Raw genomic sequence first — 15,942 nt, 5'->3', positions numbered from 1 at the left:
TCTATGAGCAGGCGTTAATTTATTAGTATATAAAAATAATGAGTCTTACCAACAAAAAAATAATGTGCATTGTAGGTGCACGCCCTAATTTTATTAAAATTGCCCCTATCATGGGGGCTCTTAATGGGGCAGTACCGTTAACACTCGTCCATACAGGCCAGCACTATGACTCTGCTATGCAGGAGTTGTTTTTTCAACAGCTTGGAATTCCTAAGCCAGATATTAATTTAGAAGTAGGCAGTGGTAACCATGGTTGGCAAACTGGCACGATTATGCAACGCTTTGAACCTATTATTGATGAGAATAATCCATCTTTAGTACTTGTTGTAGGCGATGTTAATTCAACCATTGCTTGTGCCTTAGTAGCCGCTAAAAAACAAATTCCTGTAGCTCATGTAGAGGCAGGCTTGCGTAGCTTTGATCGTTCTATGCCTGAGGAAATCAATAGAGTTTTAACCGATCAGCTATCTGATTTTCTTTTTACTACTGAGCGATCTGCAAAAGAAAATTTACTTCAAGAAGGAATAGAAGAAAAACGCATCCATTTTGTAGGCAATGTCATGATTGATAGCTTGCAAAACCATCGCTTGAAAGCTATACCTCCGATAGAGACTTTAAAAAATCTTAATAAAAAGATACTGCTTAAAGAGCTTAATAAAAATTACGCAGTACTTACCCTGCATCGACCTGCCAATGTAGATAATCCTTTAGTATTAAGGGATATACTTTTATTGGTACAAAGTATAAGCGAGCAAATTCCTATTATTTTTCCCCTACATCCTCGAACAAATGCTGCCCTTAAGAAAAATGGGTTACTAGAGATATTAGAACAATCATTAAATATAATCTTTACTCCTCCAGTGGGATACTTAGAAATGCTAGGTTTAATGGATAGAGCTAAATTAGTATTAACTGATTCTGGAGGTATTCAAGAAGAAACCACTGCATTAGGGGTGCCTTGTATTACCCTCCGTGATAATACGGAGCGTCCTATTACTGTAGAAGAAGGTACAAACACTATTGTAGGTACAAATCCGAACCAAGTTATGGTTGCTGTTCATGATGTACTTGCAACAGGTGGAAAAACAGGATGTATTCCAGAATTGTGGGATGGTAAAGCGGCTTTTCGAATTAAAGAAATTTTATTAAATTAGCTCTAAGAACTCAATTTTAGAAAATTTATTATCCATCTTTTATAAAATCTTATCATGTGCGGTATAGCAGGAATTTTTGATCTTGATGGCTATCGTCCTATCGATCCTCAAATACTCTCTAAAATAAACAATGTACTCAGTCATCGAGGACCAGATGACGATGGGGTATATATGGAACCTGGTGTTGGTCTTGCCCACCGTCGTTTATCTATCATTGATTTATCTTCAGGGCATCAACCGCTAACCAATGAAGATAGTACAGTCTGGGTAGTTTACAATGGGGAGATTTATAATTTCAAAGGTCTCATGGATGAGCTCAAGAATCGAGGACATACCTTTCGGACTCAATGCGATACAGAAGTCATTGTTCATGCTTGGGAAGAATGGGGCGAGCAATGCGTCACTTACTTTCGAGGTATGTTTGCTTTTGCCATTTGGGATCAAAATAAGAAAATCTTATTTTTAGCTCGAGATAGATTAGGAATAAAACCTTTTTATTATACGATATCACCTGACAGGCAATTTATTTTTGGCTCAGAGCTTAAATCTTTACTTGCCTATCCTAACCTATCTCGCCAGCTTGATTATTTTGCGATAGAGGATTATTTTGCCTTTGGATATATTCCTGATCCTCGCACTATTTTCCAAAATATTTATAAACTCTCCCCTGGTCATACCCTTACTTTATATCCTGGCATTAAGGAGCCTAAACCAAAACAATATTGGAATGTAACTTTCAATACTAATTCGACTGGATCCGAGGATACCATTGGAGAAACGCTCATTGAGAAGCTTCGAGAATCGGTAGATATGAGAATGATTGCCGATGTCCCGCTAGGTGCTTTTCTTTCTGGAGGAGTGGATTCTAGTGCTGTGGTCGCTATGATGGCAGGCCTTTCTGAACAGCCAGTACGTACTTGTTCTATCGGATTTTCTGATCCAAAGTTTGATGAAGCTTATTATGCGCAACAAGTCTCTCAACGCTATCAAACAAATCATTATGACATGCAGGTGGATCAAGATGATTTTGGCTTGCTCGATCGTCTAGCTGAAATTTATGATGAGCCTTACGCAGATTCATCAGCGATCCCCACTTATAGAGTATGTGAGCTTGCTCGGCAACAGGTTAAAGTGGCCCTTTCCGGTGATGGAGGTGATGAATTATTTGGTGGCTATCGACGCTATCGATGGCATTTGCGGGAAGAAAAAATACGAAATTTACTTCCCTTAAATTTTCGAAAACCTATATTTGGTTGGCTAGGACATGTATACCCCAAACTTGATTGGGCACCTAAAATATTTCGAGGGAAAACCACTTTTCAAGCTCTTGCTCAGGATAGCATAGAGGGTTATTTTAATAATATAGCAATTATTCCTGATCAACTACGAAATAGCTTATTTAGCGAAAAAATGCAAAAAGAACTACAAGGCTATAACGGAATTGAAGTGTTACGAAATCATGCCGTGGATGGACCTGATCATCCCTTATCTCAAGTGCAGTACCTAGATATGAAAACCTACTTGCCTGGAGATATTTTAACTAAGGTAGATCGGGCCAGTATGGCCCATAGTCTTGAAGTACGGGTACCTTTATTGGATCACCCATTTGTAGAATGGGTAAGTAGCCTTTCTCCTCATCTCAAATATCAAAAAAGGCAAGGTAAATATATTTTTAAACACGCCCTACGTCCTTATTTATCTAATGAAATCCTATATCGGCACAAAATGGGGTTTGCAGTACCTTTAGCCATCTGGTTTCGCGGACCATTACGAGATCGAGTACAAGCTGCAGTAGCTGGGGGTAGTCTAGCAGATTCAGGTATTTTTGAAATGAAAGTGCTACAAAATCTTGTGGATCAACATCTTTCAGGACAACGAGATCATAGTGCCCCTATTTGGTCTTTACTTATGTTTGAATCCTTCTTACGAAGGAGTTTACATTAGACTAGATAATTAGTATTAAAAGCTACCATTACCTATATAAAAAATAAGAATAAATTTAGAGCCTAGAATGAAAATTCTTCACATTCTTGATCATTCAATACCGCTTCATAGTGGTTATACTTTTCGTACCTTAGCTATTTTGAGGCAACAGAAGGCATTAGGCTGGAAAACTACTCAAGTCACCAGTGCAAAGCAAGGAAAATGCTCTGCTGATATAGAAGAAATAGAGGATTTCCGGTTTTACCGTACTTTACCTAGAAATAATTTTCTAGAATCGGTACCTATATTGGTGCAGACCTCTGTTATTCAAAGTCTTAAAAACCGCATCATAGATGTCATTCAGCAGGAAAAACCTGATATTCTCCATGCTCACTCCCCATCGCTTAACGGAGTAGCTGCCTTAGCTGCAGGAAGAAAAACGGGATTACCTGTGATGTATGAATGCCGTGCTTTCTGGGAAGATGCTGCAGTGGATCATGGGACACACCGGGAAGGAGGATTGAGATATAAGTTAAGTCGTAACTTAGAAACCTATGTGTTTAAACACGTAAATGCTATTACTACCATTTGTAATGGGTTAAGAGAAGATATTATCGCTCGAGGTATCTCACCAGATAAAATTACCGTAATTCCTAATGGAGTAGATACAGATCGGTTTCTAATAGATAAATCCCTATCTACCACTTCAGCGATCACTCGAGAATCTCTAAATTTAGGCGATGGCCCAATATTAGGATTTATTGGATCATTTTATGCTTATGAAGGTCTTGCTCTGCTCATTCAATCTATACCTAAATTACTTGTAGCCGAACCTAATGTTCGTCTTATTCTCGTAGGTGGAGGTCCAGAGGATGAAGGGCTGAGAGTACTAGCTAAAGAGCTTAAACTTGATAAGAAAATTTTATTTACTGGCCGTGTTTCCCATACTGAAGTAGAGCATTACTACAATGCTATTGATGTGCTAGTCTATCCACGGTTATCCATGCGTTTAACTGAATTAGTTACACCTCTTAAACCTTTAGAAGCTATGGCACAAGGCAGATTGGTTGCTGCCTCTAATATTGGAGGTCACCGAGAACTCATTGAAGATAAAAAAACAGGGTTCTTATTTCCACCGGATAGCCCAGAGACATTAGTAGAATTCCTAGCTCATATCATTAGAAGCCGTGATGGCTGGACAAGGATAAGTAAAACAGCACGAGAATTTGTAGAAACAGAGAGAACTTGGGCAAAAAGTGTTTCAGGCTATCAAAGTATCTATAACTCCTTGATTGAGTAATAATGAATAAGGGCGGTCCAAAACTTCTTATTTTCACAACTCTTTTTCCCAGCTCAGCTCGACCAACTGCTGGGGTTTTTATTCGTGAGCGAATGTTTCGAGTGGGTAAGTATTTACCTATTGTAGTTGTTTCACCTACGCCTTGGTTTCCATTTCAAAGCATTCTAAGACGATTTCGCCCTAGCTTTCGTCCTCCTATACCTAAACAGGAAATACAAGATGGGGTTGATGGGGTTGAAGTATATTATCCTCGTTTTTTTTCTATCCCTGGCTATGGCAGATGGCTAGATGGATGGTCCATGGCAATTTGCTCTGTTCCTATTTTATGGCGATTACGTCCACGCTTTAACATTATTGATTCTCATTTTGCCTATCCTGATGGCTATGGAGCTACCTTACTTGGGAAATGGTTTAAGGTTCCTGTAACTATTACGTTACGAGGTACTGAAGTTCCTCTATCCCGCTTTTTTCTTCGCCGCTACTTTATGCTTCAAGGGCTTAAAAATGCAGCACGAGTATTTTCAGTAGCCGATTCATTAAAGCAATATGTAGTAAAGCTAGGTGCTGATTCTAAAAAAATTAAAGTAGTAGGTAATGGGGTAGATGTCAAAAAATTTTCTCCAGTATCAAAAATTGAGGCTTGTCAAAAATTATCACTAGATCCTAATGGGGTATTTTTAATTTCTGTGGGCGGATTGGTAGAACGAAAAGGATTTCATCGAGTCATTGAGGTATTGCCTGCTCTTAGAAAAAAATTTCCTAACTTACAGTACTTAATCGTAGGTGGATCAGGACCTGAAGGAGATATGAGCGTACAGCTTCGGCAGCAAGTTCAAGATCTTAGGTTAGATGGTGTAGTTCATTTTCTTGGCTCCATAGCAGCAAAGGATCTTAAATGGCCTCTATCCGCCGCTGATATATTTGTACTTTCAACTCGTAATGAGGGCTGGGCTAATGTATTTTTAGAAGCTATGGCTTGTGAATTACCAGTAATAACCACAGATGTAGGCGGTAACCGTGAAGTAATTTCTGATTCAAAATATGGCATGATTGTACCTTTTGGCGATTCAAAGGCGTTAGAGTCTGCTTTAGATACTGCACTCAGCCAATCTTGGGACCGAGAATCGATCCGTACCTATGCTGGTGCTAATCAGTGGGAATATCGAGTGAGTACCCTCGTCGGTGAATTTAAAAAACTTGCTAACTAATAAAAATATGACACCATCTACTGCTTTTATTTCAAAAGTATTATTTCCGCTCCATGAGTACTTAAAAGGTCATACTACTGTTCAGGCTTTTAAAAAATTAGAAGAAACTCAATGGTGGTCTGAGGATCGTTTAATCAAGTTACAATCAACTCGATTACAAAATTTAATTCAGCATGCTTTTATCCATATACCTTATTACCAACAAATCGTCAAAGAACATGGCATTGAATCTCAAGATATTCGTTCTGCTAAAGATTTAGTAAAGTTTCCACTACTTACTAAAAGTATTATCCGAAATCATAGTGATGCGCTGAAAGCAGATAACGCTACTAAGCTAGTTCGCTTTAATACTGGCGGATCTAGTGGTGAACCCCTCATTTTTTATATGGGAAAAGAGCGAATAAGCCACGATGTAGCAGCAAAATGGCGAGTTACTCGATGGTGGGGTGTGGATATTGGAGATCCTGAAGTAGTACTATGGGGCTCACCTATTGAATTGAATACGCAAGACTACTTGAAAAAATGGCGAGATCGCATTTTTCGAACTCACTTACTCCCTGCCTTTGAAATGTCTCAAAATAATTTAGATTACTTTATTTCTGAGATACAGCGGATACGTCCTAGAATGCTTTTTGGTTATCCCAGTGCAATCTCTTATCTTGCACGCCATGCTCAAAAACAAGGAATACAGGTTAATAATTTAGGAATAGAAGTCGCTTTTGTTACCTCGGAGCGGCTTTATGATGATCAACGTCATTTAATTGAGATAGTCTTTGGTTGTAAAGTAGCTAATGGCTATGGTGGGCGAGATACAGGATTTATTGCACATGAATGCCCAAAAGGAAGATTACATATTACTGCTGAAGATATTATTGTAGAGATTATTGATCCTGAAGGTAATATTGTGCCTCAAGGTGAATCCGGAGAGATTACGGTTACCCACCTAGCAACTCGGGATTTCCCCTTTATTCGCTATCGTACGGGAGATATAGGTATTTTAGATAATCAACCATGTACCTGTGGTAGATCCTTGCCTGTACTAAAGGAAGTACAGGGAAGAACCACCGATTTTATTGTTGCCTCTGATGGTACTGTGATGCACGGATTGGCACTTATTTATATTCTAAGAGATTTGCCAGAAATTGAATCTTTTAAAATTATTCAAGAAAGTAAAGAAAGAACAAAAATATTAATTATACCTAATAGTCAATATAAGGATTCGACTACACTTTTTATTCAAAAAGGATTTAAAGAACGTCTTGGAGAAAATGTTGATATTGTAATTGAGCAAGTTGAAAATATATTACCGGAACGCTCCGGAAAATTTAGATACGTTGTGAGTCATGTAACCGCATAGCTATTGCTATATAACGATAAAGATCTAAAGGGATAGTACAGTTGCTTAGCGTTCGTAAAAGCTTATTACTCTCATCAATACAACGCTATGCGTCAACGATTCTTGCGTTGATCTCAACGATGATTCTTTCCCGAATCTTAACCCCAGAGGAAATAGGGATTTTCTCTATTGCCACTATCTTAGTTGCAGTCATTAATTCAGTACGAGAATTTGGGATTGGTGAATATGTAACTTATGAACCCAATCTGACTAAAGAAAAACTACGTACAGCACAAGGAATTTCCCTATTAGTTATGTGGTCATTAGGGCTAATTATTTTAATTTTAGCCCAGCCTGCTGCAGAGTTTTATAAAGAACCAGGGGTTGGTAGGGTAATGATAGTGCTATCAATGAGTTCTTTTCTTCTACCTTTTGGTAATGTTGTCATGGCCTATTGGCATCGAGAAATGGACTTTAATCGTACTGTCTCAATTGATTTAAGTGCGCTTACAGTACGATTTATTTTCGTAATTATTCTCGCTTTTCTTGGGTTTAGCTATATGAGTATGGCTTGGGCTCAAGTAGCCAGCATGGTCACTACAATTGCGTTGGCTGCTTATTTTCGCCCAAAATGGTTTCCAATACGCCCTTCTATGAAAGAGGCAAAATCTATTGCTTCTTTTTCATCAAAAGCAATGGGCATAAATATTACTAAAGAAATAAGCGATGGATCTACTGATTTAGTTCTTGGAAGATTGTTAGATGTAGCTGCAGTAGGGATATTTAGTCGTGCTTTGGGTGTTGTATCTCTTTTCCAGCTTATGATTGTTGAATCTATCCGACTTGTCGTTCAACCTTATTTTTCTGCATACAATCGTCAAGGTGGCGATATTGTACATCCCTACTTAAAAACAATGACCTATATTACTGGGTTAGCTTGGCCTTTCTATATAAATTTATTTTTTTTTGCTGATCCTATTATCCAATTATTATATGGATCTCAATGGTCATCTTCTGTTCCAGTAGCTAAAATTCTTTGTATCTCAGGTATTTTTCAGATATTAGCTGCTTTTAACCCAAATCTTTGTATTGCATTAGGTAACCCAAGTCTACCTCTAAAAATTAATACTATCAGTGGAATACTTAAATTTTTTATCTTAATACTTATAGCTTCCTATGGACTACAAATAGCAGCTATCGGTGTGGTAATAGCTACTATTATTGAAATTATTCTATGGCTTACTTTCCTAAAGACATTTATTGTCATAGATACGATACAGTATATTCAAGCTCTTAATAAGAGTGTATATGTCACACTAATGAATACAATACCGATTGTATTAGTGTGGTTTATATATAGAGACTTTACAAATATTCCAATTAGCAAGCTCATAATAATAGCATGTAGTATTTTTGGTACGTGGCTGCTTGCTCTTCGGATAACGCAACATCCTCTATATTGCGAAATAGCTCAAATACCGCCTATTTTATGGAAAAAGATTTCTTTTTATAAAAAATGACTAGTTTATTTACTACTTACCCCAAACAATTCTATTCCCTATTAAAGGAAAATAAATTATCTATCCTAATCTACCACCAAGTGCTTTCAAAGCCAGATCCTTTACGCCAAGATACAGTAGATATTGAAGATTTTGGATGGCAAATGGCCACGATAAAGAAATATTTTTCTGTATTGCCATTAGGTGAGGCAATAGAGCGTTTACATAAAAAAAGCCTTCCTAAGCGTGTGCTCTGTATTACTTTTGACGATGGTTATTTAGATAATGCCACAAATGCACTACCTATATTAAAAAAGCATGGTCTATGTGCTACTTTTTTTATTACCTCTAAGTATTTAGAGGGTGGTCAAATGTGGAATGATACTATTATCGAAGTGATAAGAAATAAACAAGGTGATGGTAGTATTTTAGATTTAAATAAATATGGGTTTGGTCAATATGACTTATCCACAATAGAGCATTGCCAACAAGCGGTGAAATATATCATTACTAGAGTAAAACATCTAGACTATTCCATACGCCAAGAAGTCGTAGATTATCTACTAAATTTAACAGATAAACCACTTGTAGATAATTTTATGATGAGTAAATACGATGTAATGGCCCTGAGTCAAGAAGGGATGGAAATTGGTGGTCATACTCATAGCCATCCAATCTTATCTCGTCTTTCACTTAAGGAAGTGAGAAATGAGATTTGCACTAATAAAGAAAAACTAGAAGGAATACTTGGTAAATCTATTAATATTTTTGCCTACCCTAACGGTAAACCTAATATAGATTTCAATAAAGATCATATAGAAATAGTAAAAAACGCTGGCTATATGGGAGCAGTAACTACTAGTTGGGGAGCAGCTCAATATAAAACTGACCCTTATCAAATTCCCAGATTTACGCCATGGGATCAAACCCCACTACGTTTTATGCTTAGGCTAATGCAAAACGCACTCTGTTATCAGCCAGAAATGTGTAGCTAACTATAAATTAAATTTGAACAAATGAGTGAAATTCGAGTAGAAATTGTAGAAGATGAAAATCATTTTTATAGTTTAAGAACTCAATGGAATAGCTTAGTAACTCAAGAAACGGACGCTCCTGTATTTCTCTACTATGAGTGGTTTGATTCGGCTTGGCAATGGCTTCGTGCAGATGGAGCAAAGCTATGGATATTAGTAGTATGGGAAAACTCAACACTGATTGGTATATGCCCTTTTATTAGATCTGCTCAGAAAATACGTGGGATATCTTTATTTGTACTTAATTTTATTATTATCCCTGATACGCAACTCTGTGATGTAATTATTGCCTTAGATAAGGAAAGTGTTGTAGTGCCTGCCTTAGTTCATTGGCTTGAAAAGCATAAAAATCAGTGGGATCTAATTAATTTTAAAAGATTATCTGTATCAGCTAAGGCAAATTTATTATTGACTGAGTTTATAACTCTTGGGTACTTTCAATCAGAAAAAGAAGAAATGAGAAATTATTTTATCGATTTAAAAAGTAGCTGGGATGAATTTTATAAAACCCGTAGCAGGCGGCTTAAAAAAGGAAATAATCTTGCTGCGAGTCGTTTAGCACGTACTGGAGAAATAAAGATCGAGTGGATACGAAGTGATCCATCTCAAATAAAACAGACGCTTCAGTCTGTAATTAATATGTCTATATCGAGCTGGAAAAAAAACGAGCTGGGTGCCTTAAATAAAAATGGCCCCCTTGCTTTTATTCAGAAATTAACTGAACATGCTACCCATTGTGGCTGGATATCTATCTGGATTTTACGAATAGATAACGATCCACTAGCTTGCGAGTATCAACTTATTCACAATGATAATATTTATGCTCTAAGGGCTGATTATAATTCTTCTAAAGCAGAACTCTCTCCGGGTACCTATCTTAATTGGAAAATTATTGAAAAACTATTTCAACCACCCTTAAAACACTATTATTTCGGACCAGGAGACAATGCATATAAGCTACGCTGGACGGAAACTGCTGATTCTTTAAAAGAAGTATATATATATAATCGCACTCTGATAGCTCAGATACTTTACTTCTTTGAAGAGAGCGTAATACCTAAACTTCGTTATTTACGAAACCTATTTAGTAAAGATACTACTTCATAATTAAGAGGATAGATATGAGAGGATTATGGGGTTGGTTTCAATATTATCTTGAAACTGAAAATGAAAGACAGTATTTGATATCAAGCATAGCCCAAGATACACCAATAGATGGTTCTGCTACTTTTACTCAAGAATCTATGGCAATTGCAGGACATCTACCTTATCGTACTTTAATAAAAGAGCAGAATGGTATGGTAATTACGATTGCGGGCTACCCTTACTGGGATGATAGACCTTTACAGCAAGAAATATTAAATATACTAGCTAATGATATTCAACGTAACGGTATTCAAGCACTTTCCAAATTAACAGGATCGTTTGTATTATCAATACTGGATAGTGTTAAAAAAGAAGCTTTTTTTGCTGTAGATCGCTATGGCACTTACTCTCTTTGCTATACGGTAGTAAAAGATTCTTTAATTTTTGGTCCTACACCAGCTGAAATTGCTATGCACCCCATAGTGAATCCTGAAATAGAGAACCAATCAATATATAACTATTTATATTTCAATATGATTCCAGCTCCTGAAACAATTTATAAAGGAATTTATAGACTACCACCGGGGCAAGTACTCTATTATCGTCAAGGAAAAACTGAAATACAGCCCTATTGGCATTATCAGTTTAAAGAGCACGAAAGCTTACCGTCCCAAAGCGATCTCGGAAAAACTTTACAAATTATTCTAAAAAAAGCAGTAGATAAATTTGTTAGAGAGGAAAATTCTGTAGGAGCATTTTTAAGTGGGGGAACAGATAGTTCAACAGTTGCAGGGTTTTTAGGGGAAGTAACAGGCCAGCCAGCACGCACCTATTCAATTGGTTTTGCAGCAGATGGCTATGATGAAACTAATTATGCCCGCATCGCTGCCCGTCATTTTAATACGGATCATCATGAATATTATGTAACAGCACAGGATATTGTTACTACAATTCCAAAAATAGCCCATATTTACGGGCAGCCATTTGGAAATTCTTCAGTTGTACCTACCTATTTTTGTGCCAAGCTTGCTAAAGAAGATGACGTGAGTTACTTACTTGGCGGGGATGGGGGAGATGAGTTATTTGGTGGGAACAGCCGCTATGCAAAACAATGGCTATTTTCCCTCTATGGGAAAATTCCAAAAACCTTGAAAGATACTATCTTAGAGCCAATTACTCAAATATCTCTAGCTCAAAAAATACCTGGATTTTCTAAAGTAGGCAGCTACATTGAGCAAGCAAAAATGCCTATGCCAGACAGGCTAGAATCCTATAATTCACTCAATAGGATAGGGATAGAGAATATCTTCTCTAAAGATTTTCTTAGCTCCATTAATCCAGACGCTCCTCTACAACAGTTAAGATCTTTATATGATGGAGTGTCAGCACAACAGTCCATTAATCGTATGCTTGGCCTTGATCTTAGAATTACAATTGCTGATAACGATCTACCAAAAGTCATTGGTATGTGTAATGCTGCTGGCATTGATGTTGGGTTTCCTATGTTAGATGAAGAGTTAGGTGATTTTGCTGCTTGCTTACCAGCTCATTTAAAAGTTAAGCGTACTCATCTACGCTATTTCTATAAGGAAGCCCTTAGAGGGTTTCTACCTGATGAAATAATCGCAAAAAAGAAACATGGCTTTGGACTACCTTTCGGTATTTGGTTAAAAGAATATCAACCGCTACATACACTAGTAAGCGATAGCTTAGCTAATTTTCGGGATCTAAAAATAATTCAGCCCTCGATTATTGATAATCTAATCGGTATACGCCTTAAGGAGCATGCTGCTTATTATGGAGATTTAGTATGGGTTTTAGTTATTCTTGTGCAATGGATGCAATATTATGAGACAAAAATAATAAATAAACGAAAGCAAATAAAAGAAAAATTGCTCACTTTAAAGGAAAAAACAAGCTATTCATTATGAAAAAAACTTCAAAAACTAAAGACCGGCTAGTTCATCCAGCCATTTTATCTACTAAGCACTTTCAGTCTATTTTTACTAAAAAACAAAACGAATATTATTTGCGGTCGGTATGTAGTACTCAGGCACAAATATCATGATGGACGTTTTAGAGCGTAGCCTAAAAATAGAGGTATTTTACGAACGAGATGTCCTGCATTTCATAGCTATGAAATGAGGTCTTCAGAGGTAATTGCCAAGTTAGTGAAGAAATAAAAAGCATCTATAGTTATTGTGAAAGCACTCTGCGAGTCCGATAAACTACTTGAGCTGCTTAATATTTTCCCTCACTCTAAAGTACTATGGGTTTTTCGTCATTATCATAGTGCGATCAGCTCACAAGATAACCATTGGCAAGGCAAGGAAAATGTAATTGATCAGATCATTCAAAATAGAGATCCAATAGATAGAATGACATGGTAGAAATATTTCTGATGAAACTTATTAAGTTGCTTAGACCTATTCAGGAGTCTCGAATAGATAGTAAGAATGCTTTTGCACGTTTTTGGTATATGAGAAATATATGGCTTTTTAAGCAAAAAATACTTCAAGATTATCTAAGGGTAATGCTTATTTCCTATGATGATTTAGTACTTAATTCCTCCGCTTATTTTAAAAAAATATCCTCTTACTTAGATTTACTCTACTCTTCTTGGCAAGGTAGCATTGTTAATGCCGACTCTGTGCATCTTAAAATGCTCTATCATTACGGCTGAACAACGATGTTGAAAAATTATGTCATGGCCTATATAAAAAAATTGTGTAGTGCTGCTATTAGTGTAATTTATAGTTAAGGCATTTGCTAAAATGCGCATTCTTGTACTTTGCGATCGTTTTCCTTTTCCATTATATAATGGTCAAAATTTACGTATTTATCACTATGTAACCCATCTATCAGTAAAACATCAGTTTGATCTGGTTTGCTATGGGGATAGTGAAATTCCTCCCGCTTTAAGAAAAATATTTCATAAAATTAAAGTTTTTAAAAAACCAGAGATTAAAAGATCGAGTTCCTTTTTAAAAAAGATAAAAAGTACTTTCTCCATCTCACGGAGTATCCCAAGCAAACAGATGAATCACTGGCTTAATAAACACTTGTCTGAAAAAAACTATGACTTATTATGGATGTCGGGTATAGGTACTGCAGTTAGCCTCCCTAAAGTTAAAAAATTACCTTTTCTCGCTGACATTGTTGATAGTGGTCCTTTAGAATATTGGCGATTTTTGCGAGCAGCATCAAATTTAATAAAAAAAATCCGTATAGGAAAATCCCTAATTCAAGAGGCATTGTTCGAATATTATTTCTTCAGAAAGGCCGATTCGTGCACTGTTGTAAGCGAATTAGATGCTCGTTATTTACGATGGACCTGCCCTAGAGTTCCTATCCATACCATTCATAATGGGGTGGATGAAAATTATTTTTTCCCATCTGAAAAAGAACAGGATCCTGCTACTATTATCCTTGAAGGATCAATGGAGTTCCCTCCTAATATCGATGCTGCATGTTATCTAGTGCAGGATATTTTGCCTTATGTACAACAGCAAATTCCAGAAGCAAAAGTAATCTTGGTTGGGAGAGATCCAAGCCCAGATGTATTAGCGTTAGTAAAAAATAACGTTATTGTTACTGGTTTTGTGGAGGATATAAGACCGTATCTTGCTCAAGCTACTGTATTCGCATGCCCAATGAGAAAAGGAGCAGGAATAAAAAATAAAATATTGCAAGCTTGGGCAATGGGAAAACCCATTATTGCCTCACCTACTGCAGTAGGTGGGCTTTCAGTTCGTGAAGGAGAAAATATTCTTATCCGCTCGGGTGCTAAGGAAACAGCAAACGCAATTGTAGAGGTGATAAAAAATAAGATATTACAACAAAAATTAGCTGAAGAGGGACGCAAAACTATCTGTACCCACTATACATGGGAGCAAAAAGCAAAAGAGCTAGATTTATTATTTCAATCTACTGTAGATTTATTTTATAAGAAAAATAGTGGGAATTAGAGATTTAGTTATCTTAGCAATTATGATTACACTCATTCCTATGAGTCTCACGCGTGCTTGGGTTGGGGTATTAACTTATACTTGGTTAAGTTATATGAACCCTCATAGAATGAGTTGGAATATCGAAAGATTTCATTTAGCTTTAATTATTGCCATTGTAACCATCTTAAGTATATTTGCTGCAAAGGATCGTAAATCTATCCCATGGACAAGAGAACTAGTTATCGTTGCTATTTTTGTAGTCTACTTTGCAATTACCAGTGCTTTTGCATGGTACCCAGACGTTGCTTTCAACTACTATCAAGAGGTCATTAAAACTTTTTTATTTACTTTTTTGACAACCATGATGATTTATGGGCAAGAGAGGATTAGAGTCTTTACCCTAGTTATCATTGGATCTTTTGGGTTTTATGGGGTGAAAGGAGGTATTTTTACAATCCTTACTGCTGGAAATAATACGGTATGGGGACCACCAGGTTCGTTTATTGGGGGAAATAACGAAATAGGGCTAGTACTAATGATGATGGTGCCTCTTGCCACTATGGTTGCCCGAACTGAAGAAAATAAATGGGTTCAAAGAATTTTATATGCAACTGCTATTTTATCTGCTATCGCTGCAATGGGCACTTATTCTCGAGGAGCATTACTGGGATTATTTGTTGTATGCTCTTTTCTTTTTTGGCAATATAGAAAATATATCATTGTTGTAATCTTAATAGCGCCTATAGTTTTTTTAGGTGCTAAAAATTTTATGCCACAAAAATGGTTAGAACGCCAACAAACCATGACCAGTGAAGAAGGAGTAAAAGGGGACGAATCATTTATGCAGCGAGTTCAGGCTTGGGGGGTTGCGTTTAATGTGGCTAAAGAGCGTCCCTTTTTAGGGGCAGGATTTTTATATGATTCAGAATCCGTCATACGTAACCCTCAACGTTGGTTTGATCATGCATTTTTTATACGGGAGTGGAGTAAAGGTAATAGACCTCGTCCTGCTCATAGCGTCTACTTTCAAATAATGGGAGATCATGGGTTTTTAGTTCTGTTTTTATTTATATTACTGCTATTAAGTACCTATTTTCGCTTAGGAAAAATATCTAAAGCTAACCTCCCTAGTGAGGGAGAATATATAAAAAATTATGCGAAAGGTACACAAATTGCTATTGCTGGGTTTTGTGTATCTGGCACCTTTTTAAGTCTTGCCTATTTTGATTTTTTATATGGATTAGTTGCCTTTGCTGCTATATTACAAAGAGAATCGGATGAGTGGCAAAATCAGGCTATTACTACAGCAAACGATAAGAAAATAGGTAAGAAAATATCTATCGCTAGTACGCATAAAAAGCCTATAGATCCTAGAGTAGTAAAAATACGAAAATTAGATAGAAATAATAACAAATTATAAAATTAGGGGTATTCCTGAAAAAATATCAAATA

The 15,942-nt window shown here is 36.6% G+C and carries 14 protein-coding genes; all 14 read left to right on the top strand.

The annotated features are described in order from the left end of the window. The first annotated feature begins 38 nt into the window (after positions 1 to 38). Entirely contained in the window at positions 39 to 1,154 is a 1,116-nt protein-coding gene (wecB, locus tag OOL07_RS06930; RefSeq protein ID WP_264695819.1) for a non-hydrolyzing UDP-N-acetylglucosamine 2-epimerase, read from the top strand. A 54-nt stretch (positions 1,155 to 1,208) separates the two neighbouring features. Further along, positions 1,209 to 3,098, top strand: a complete 1,890-nt coding sequence (locus OOL07_RS06925; RefSeq protein ID WP_264695818.1) for an XrtA/PEP-CTERM system amidotransferase — start codon at positions 1,209 to 1,211, stop codon at positions 3,096 to 3,098. 67 nt (positions 3,099 to 3,165) lie between these two features. Next, positions 3,166 to 4,377: a TIGR04063 family PEP-CTERM/XrtA system glycosyltransferase gene (locus tag OOL07_RS06920; protein WP_264695817.1), complete on the top strand. Its 1,212-nt coding sequence runs from the start codon at positions 3,166 to 3,168 to the stop codon at positions 4,375 to 4,377. Between the two features lie 2 nt (positions 4,378 to 4,379). Then, positions 4,380 to 5,585, top strand: coding sequence for a glycosyltransferase (locus OOL07_RS06915; protein WP_264695816.1), 1,206 nt, complete (start codon positions 4,380 to 4,382; stop codon positions 5,583 to 5,585). A gap of 7 nt (positions 5,586 to 5,592) precedes the next feature. Then, complete coding sequence (locus OOL07_RS06910; RefSeq protein WP_264695815.1) at positions 5,593 to 6,942, top strand: phenylacetate--CoA ligase family protein; 1,350 nt, start codon at positions 5,593 to 5,595, stop codon at positions 6,940 to 6,942. 41 nt (positions 6,943 to 6,983) lie between these two features. Then, the gene (locus OOL07_RS06905) at positions 6,984 to 8,441 is read left to right on the top strand and encodes a lipopolysaccharide biosynthesis protein (protein WP_264695814.1); all 1,458 of its coding nucleotides are present in this window, start codon (positions 6,984 to 6,986) and stop codon (positions 8,439 to 8,441) included. After that, entirely contained in the window at positions 8,438 to 9,415 is a 978-nt protein-coding gene (locus OOL07_RS06900; protein ID WP_264695813.1) for a polysaccharide deacetylase family protein, read from the top strand. Before OOL07_RS06905 ends, OOL07_RS06900 begins: the two co-directional genes overlap by 4 nt. A 21-nt stretch (positions 9,416 to 9,436) precedes the next feature. Further along, complete coding sequence (locus OOL07_RS06895) at positions 9,437 to 10,561, top strand: GNAT family N-acetyltransferase (RefSeq protein ID WP_264695812.1); 1,125 nt, start codon at positions 9,437 to 9,439, stop codon at positions 10,559 to 10,561. A 14-nt stretch (positions 10,562 to 10,575) separates the two neighbouring features. Next, positions 10,576 to 12,471, top strand: a complete 1,896-nt coding sequence (locus OOL07_RS06890) for an asparagine synthetase B family protein (RefSeq protein ID WP_264695811.1) — start codon at positions 10,576 to 10,578, stop codon at positions 12,469 to 12,471. Further along, positions 12,468 to 12,608: a hypothetical protein gene (locus OOL07_RS06885; protein WP_264695810.1), complete on the top strand. Its 141-nt coding sequence runs from the start codon at positions 12,468 to 12,470 to the stop codon at positions 12,606 to 12,608. The genes OOL07_RS06890 and OOL07_RS06885 overlap by 4 nt, the downstream gene beginning before the upstream one ends. A gap of 133 nt (positions 12,609 to 12,741) precedes the next feature. Further along, on the top strand, positions 12,742 to 12,930 hold the full coding sequence (locus tag OOL07_RS06880) for a hypothetical protein (RefSeq protein WP_264695809.1): 189 nt from the start codon (positions 12,742 to 12,744) through the stop codon (positions 12,928 to 12,930). An 11-nt stretch (positions 12,931 to 12,941) separates the two neighbouring features. Further along, complete coding sequence (locus OOL07_RS06875) at positions 12,942 to 13,223, top strand: hypothetical protein (protein ID WP_264695808.1); 282 nt, start codon at positions 12,942 to 12,944, stop codon at positions 13,221 to 13,223. Between the two features lie 91 nt (positions 13,224 to 13,314). Beyond that, the gene (locus tag OOL07_RS06870) at positions 13,315 to 14,508 is read left to right on the top strand and encodes a glycosyltransferase family 4 protein (protein ID WP_264695807.1); all 1,194 of its coding nucleotides are present in this window, start codon (positions 13,315 to 13,317) and stop codon (positions 14,506 to 14,508) included. Beyond that, positions 14,498 to 15,910: a putative O-glycosylation ligase, exosortase A system-associated gene (locus tag OOL07_RS06865; RefSeq protein ID WP_264695806.1), complete on the top strand. Its 1,413-nt coding sequence runs from the start codon at positions 14,498 to 14,500 to the stop codon at positions 15,908 to 15,910. Before OOL07_RS06870 ends, OOL07_RS06865 begins: the two co-directional genes overlap by 11 nt. The last annotated feature ends 32 nt before the right edge of the window (positions 15,911 to 15,942 follow it).

Origin of the sequence: Candidatus Nitrosacidococcus sp. I8, from assembly GCF_945836005.1 — a bacterium.
Lineage (GTDB): Bacteria > Pseudomonadota > Gammaproteobacteria > Nitrosococcales > Nitrosococcaceae > Nitrosacidococcus.
This window is presented reverse-complemented; position numbering and strand designations above follow the sequence as displayed.

What these genes read in the sequence shown, in the direction of transcription:
- wecB (WP_264695819.1), top strand. Translation starts at nt 39, where the DNA reads ATGAGTCTTACCAACAAAAAAATAATGTGCATTGTAGGTGCACGCCCT.
- OOL07_RS06925 (WP_264695818.1), top strand. Translation starts at nt 1,209, where the DNA reads ATGTGCGGTATAGCAGGAATTTTTGATCTTGATGGCTATCGTCCTATC.
- OOL07_RS06920 (WP_264695817.1), top strand. Translation starts at nt 3,166, where the DNA reads ATGAAAATTCTTCACATTCTTGATCATTCAATACCGCTTCATAGTGGT.
- OOL07_RS06915 (WP_264695816.1), top strand. Translation starts at nt 4,380, where the DNA reads ATGAATAAGGGCGGTCCAAAACTTCTTATTTTCACAACTCTTTTTCCC.
- OOL07_RS06910 (WP_264695815.1), top strand. Translation starts at nt 5,593, where the DNA reads ATGACACCATCTACTGCTTTTATTTCAAAAGTATTATTTCCGCTCCAT.
- OOL07_RS06900 (WP_264695813.1), top strand. Translation starts at nt 8,438, where the DNA reads ATGACTAGTTTATTTACTACTTACCCCAAACAATTCTATTCCCTATTA.
- OOL07_RS06895 (WP_264695812.1), top strand. Translation starts at nt 9,437, where the DNA reads ATGAGTGAAATTCGAGTAGAAATTGTAGAAGATGAAAATCATTTTTAT.
- OOL07_RS06890 (WP_264695811.1), top strand. Translation starts at nt 10,576, where the DNA reads ATGAGAGGATTATGGGGTTGGTTTCAATATTATCTTGAAACTGAAAAT.
- OOL07_RS06885 (WP_264695810.1), top strand. Translation starts at nt 12,468, where the DNA reads ATGAAAAAAACTTCAAAAACTAAAGACCGGCTAGTTCATCCAGCCATT.
- OOL07_RS06875 (WP_264695808.1), top strand. Translation starts at nt 12,942, where the DNA reads ATGAAACTTATTAAGTTGCTTAGACCTATTCAGGAGTCTCGAATAGAT.
- OOL07_RS06870 (WP_264695807.1), top strand. Translation starts at nt 13,315, where the DNA reads ATGCGCATTCTTGTACTTTGCGATCGTTTTCCTTTTCCATTATATAAT.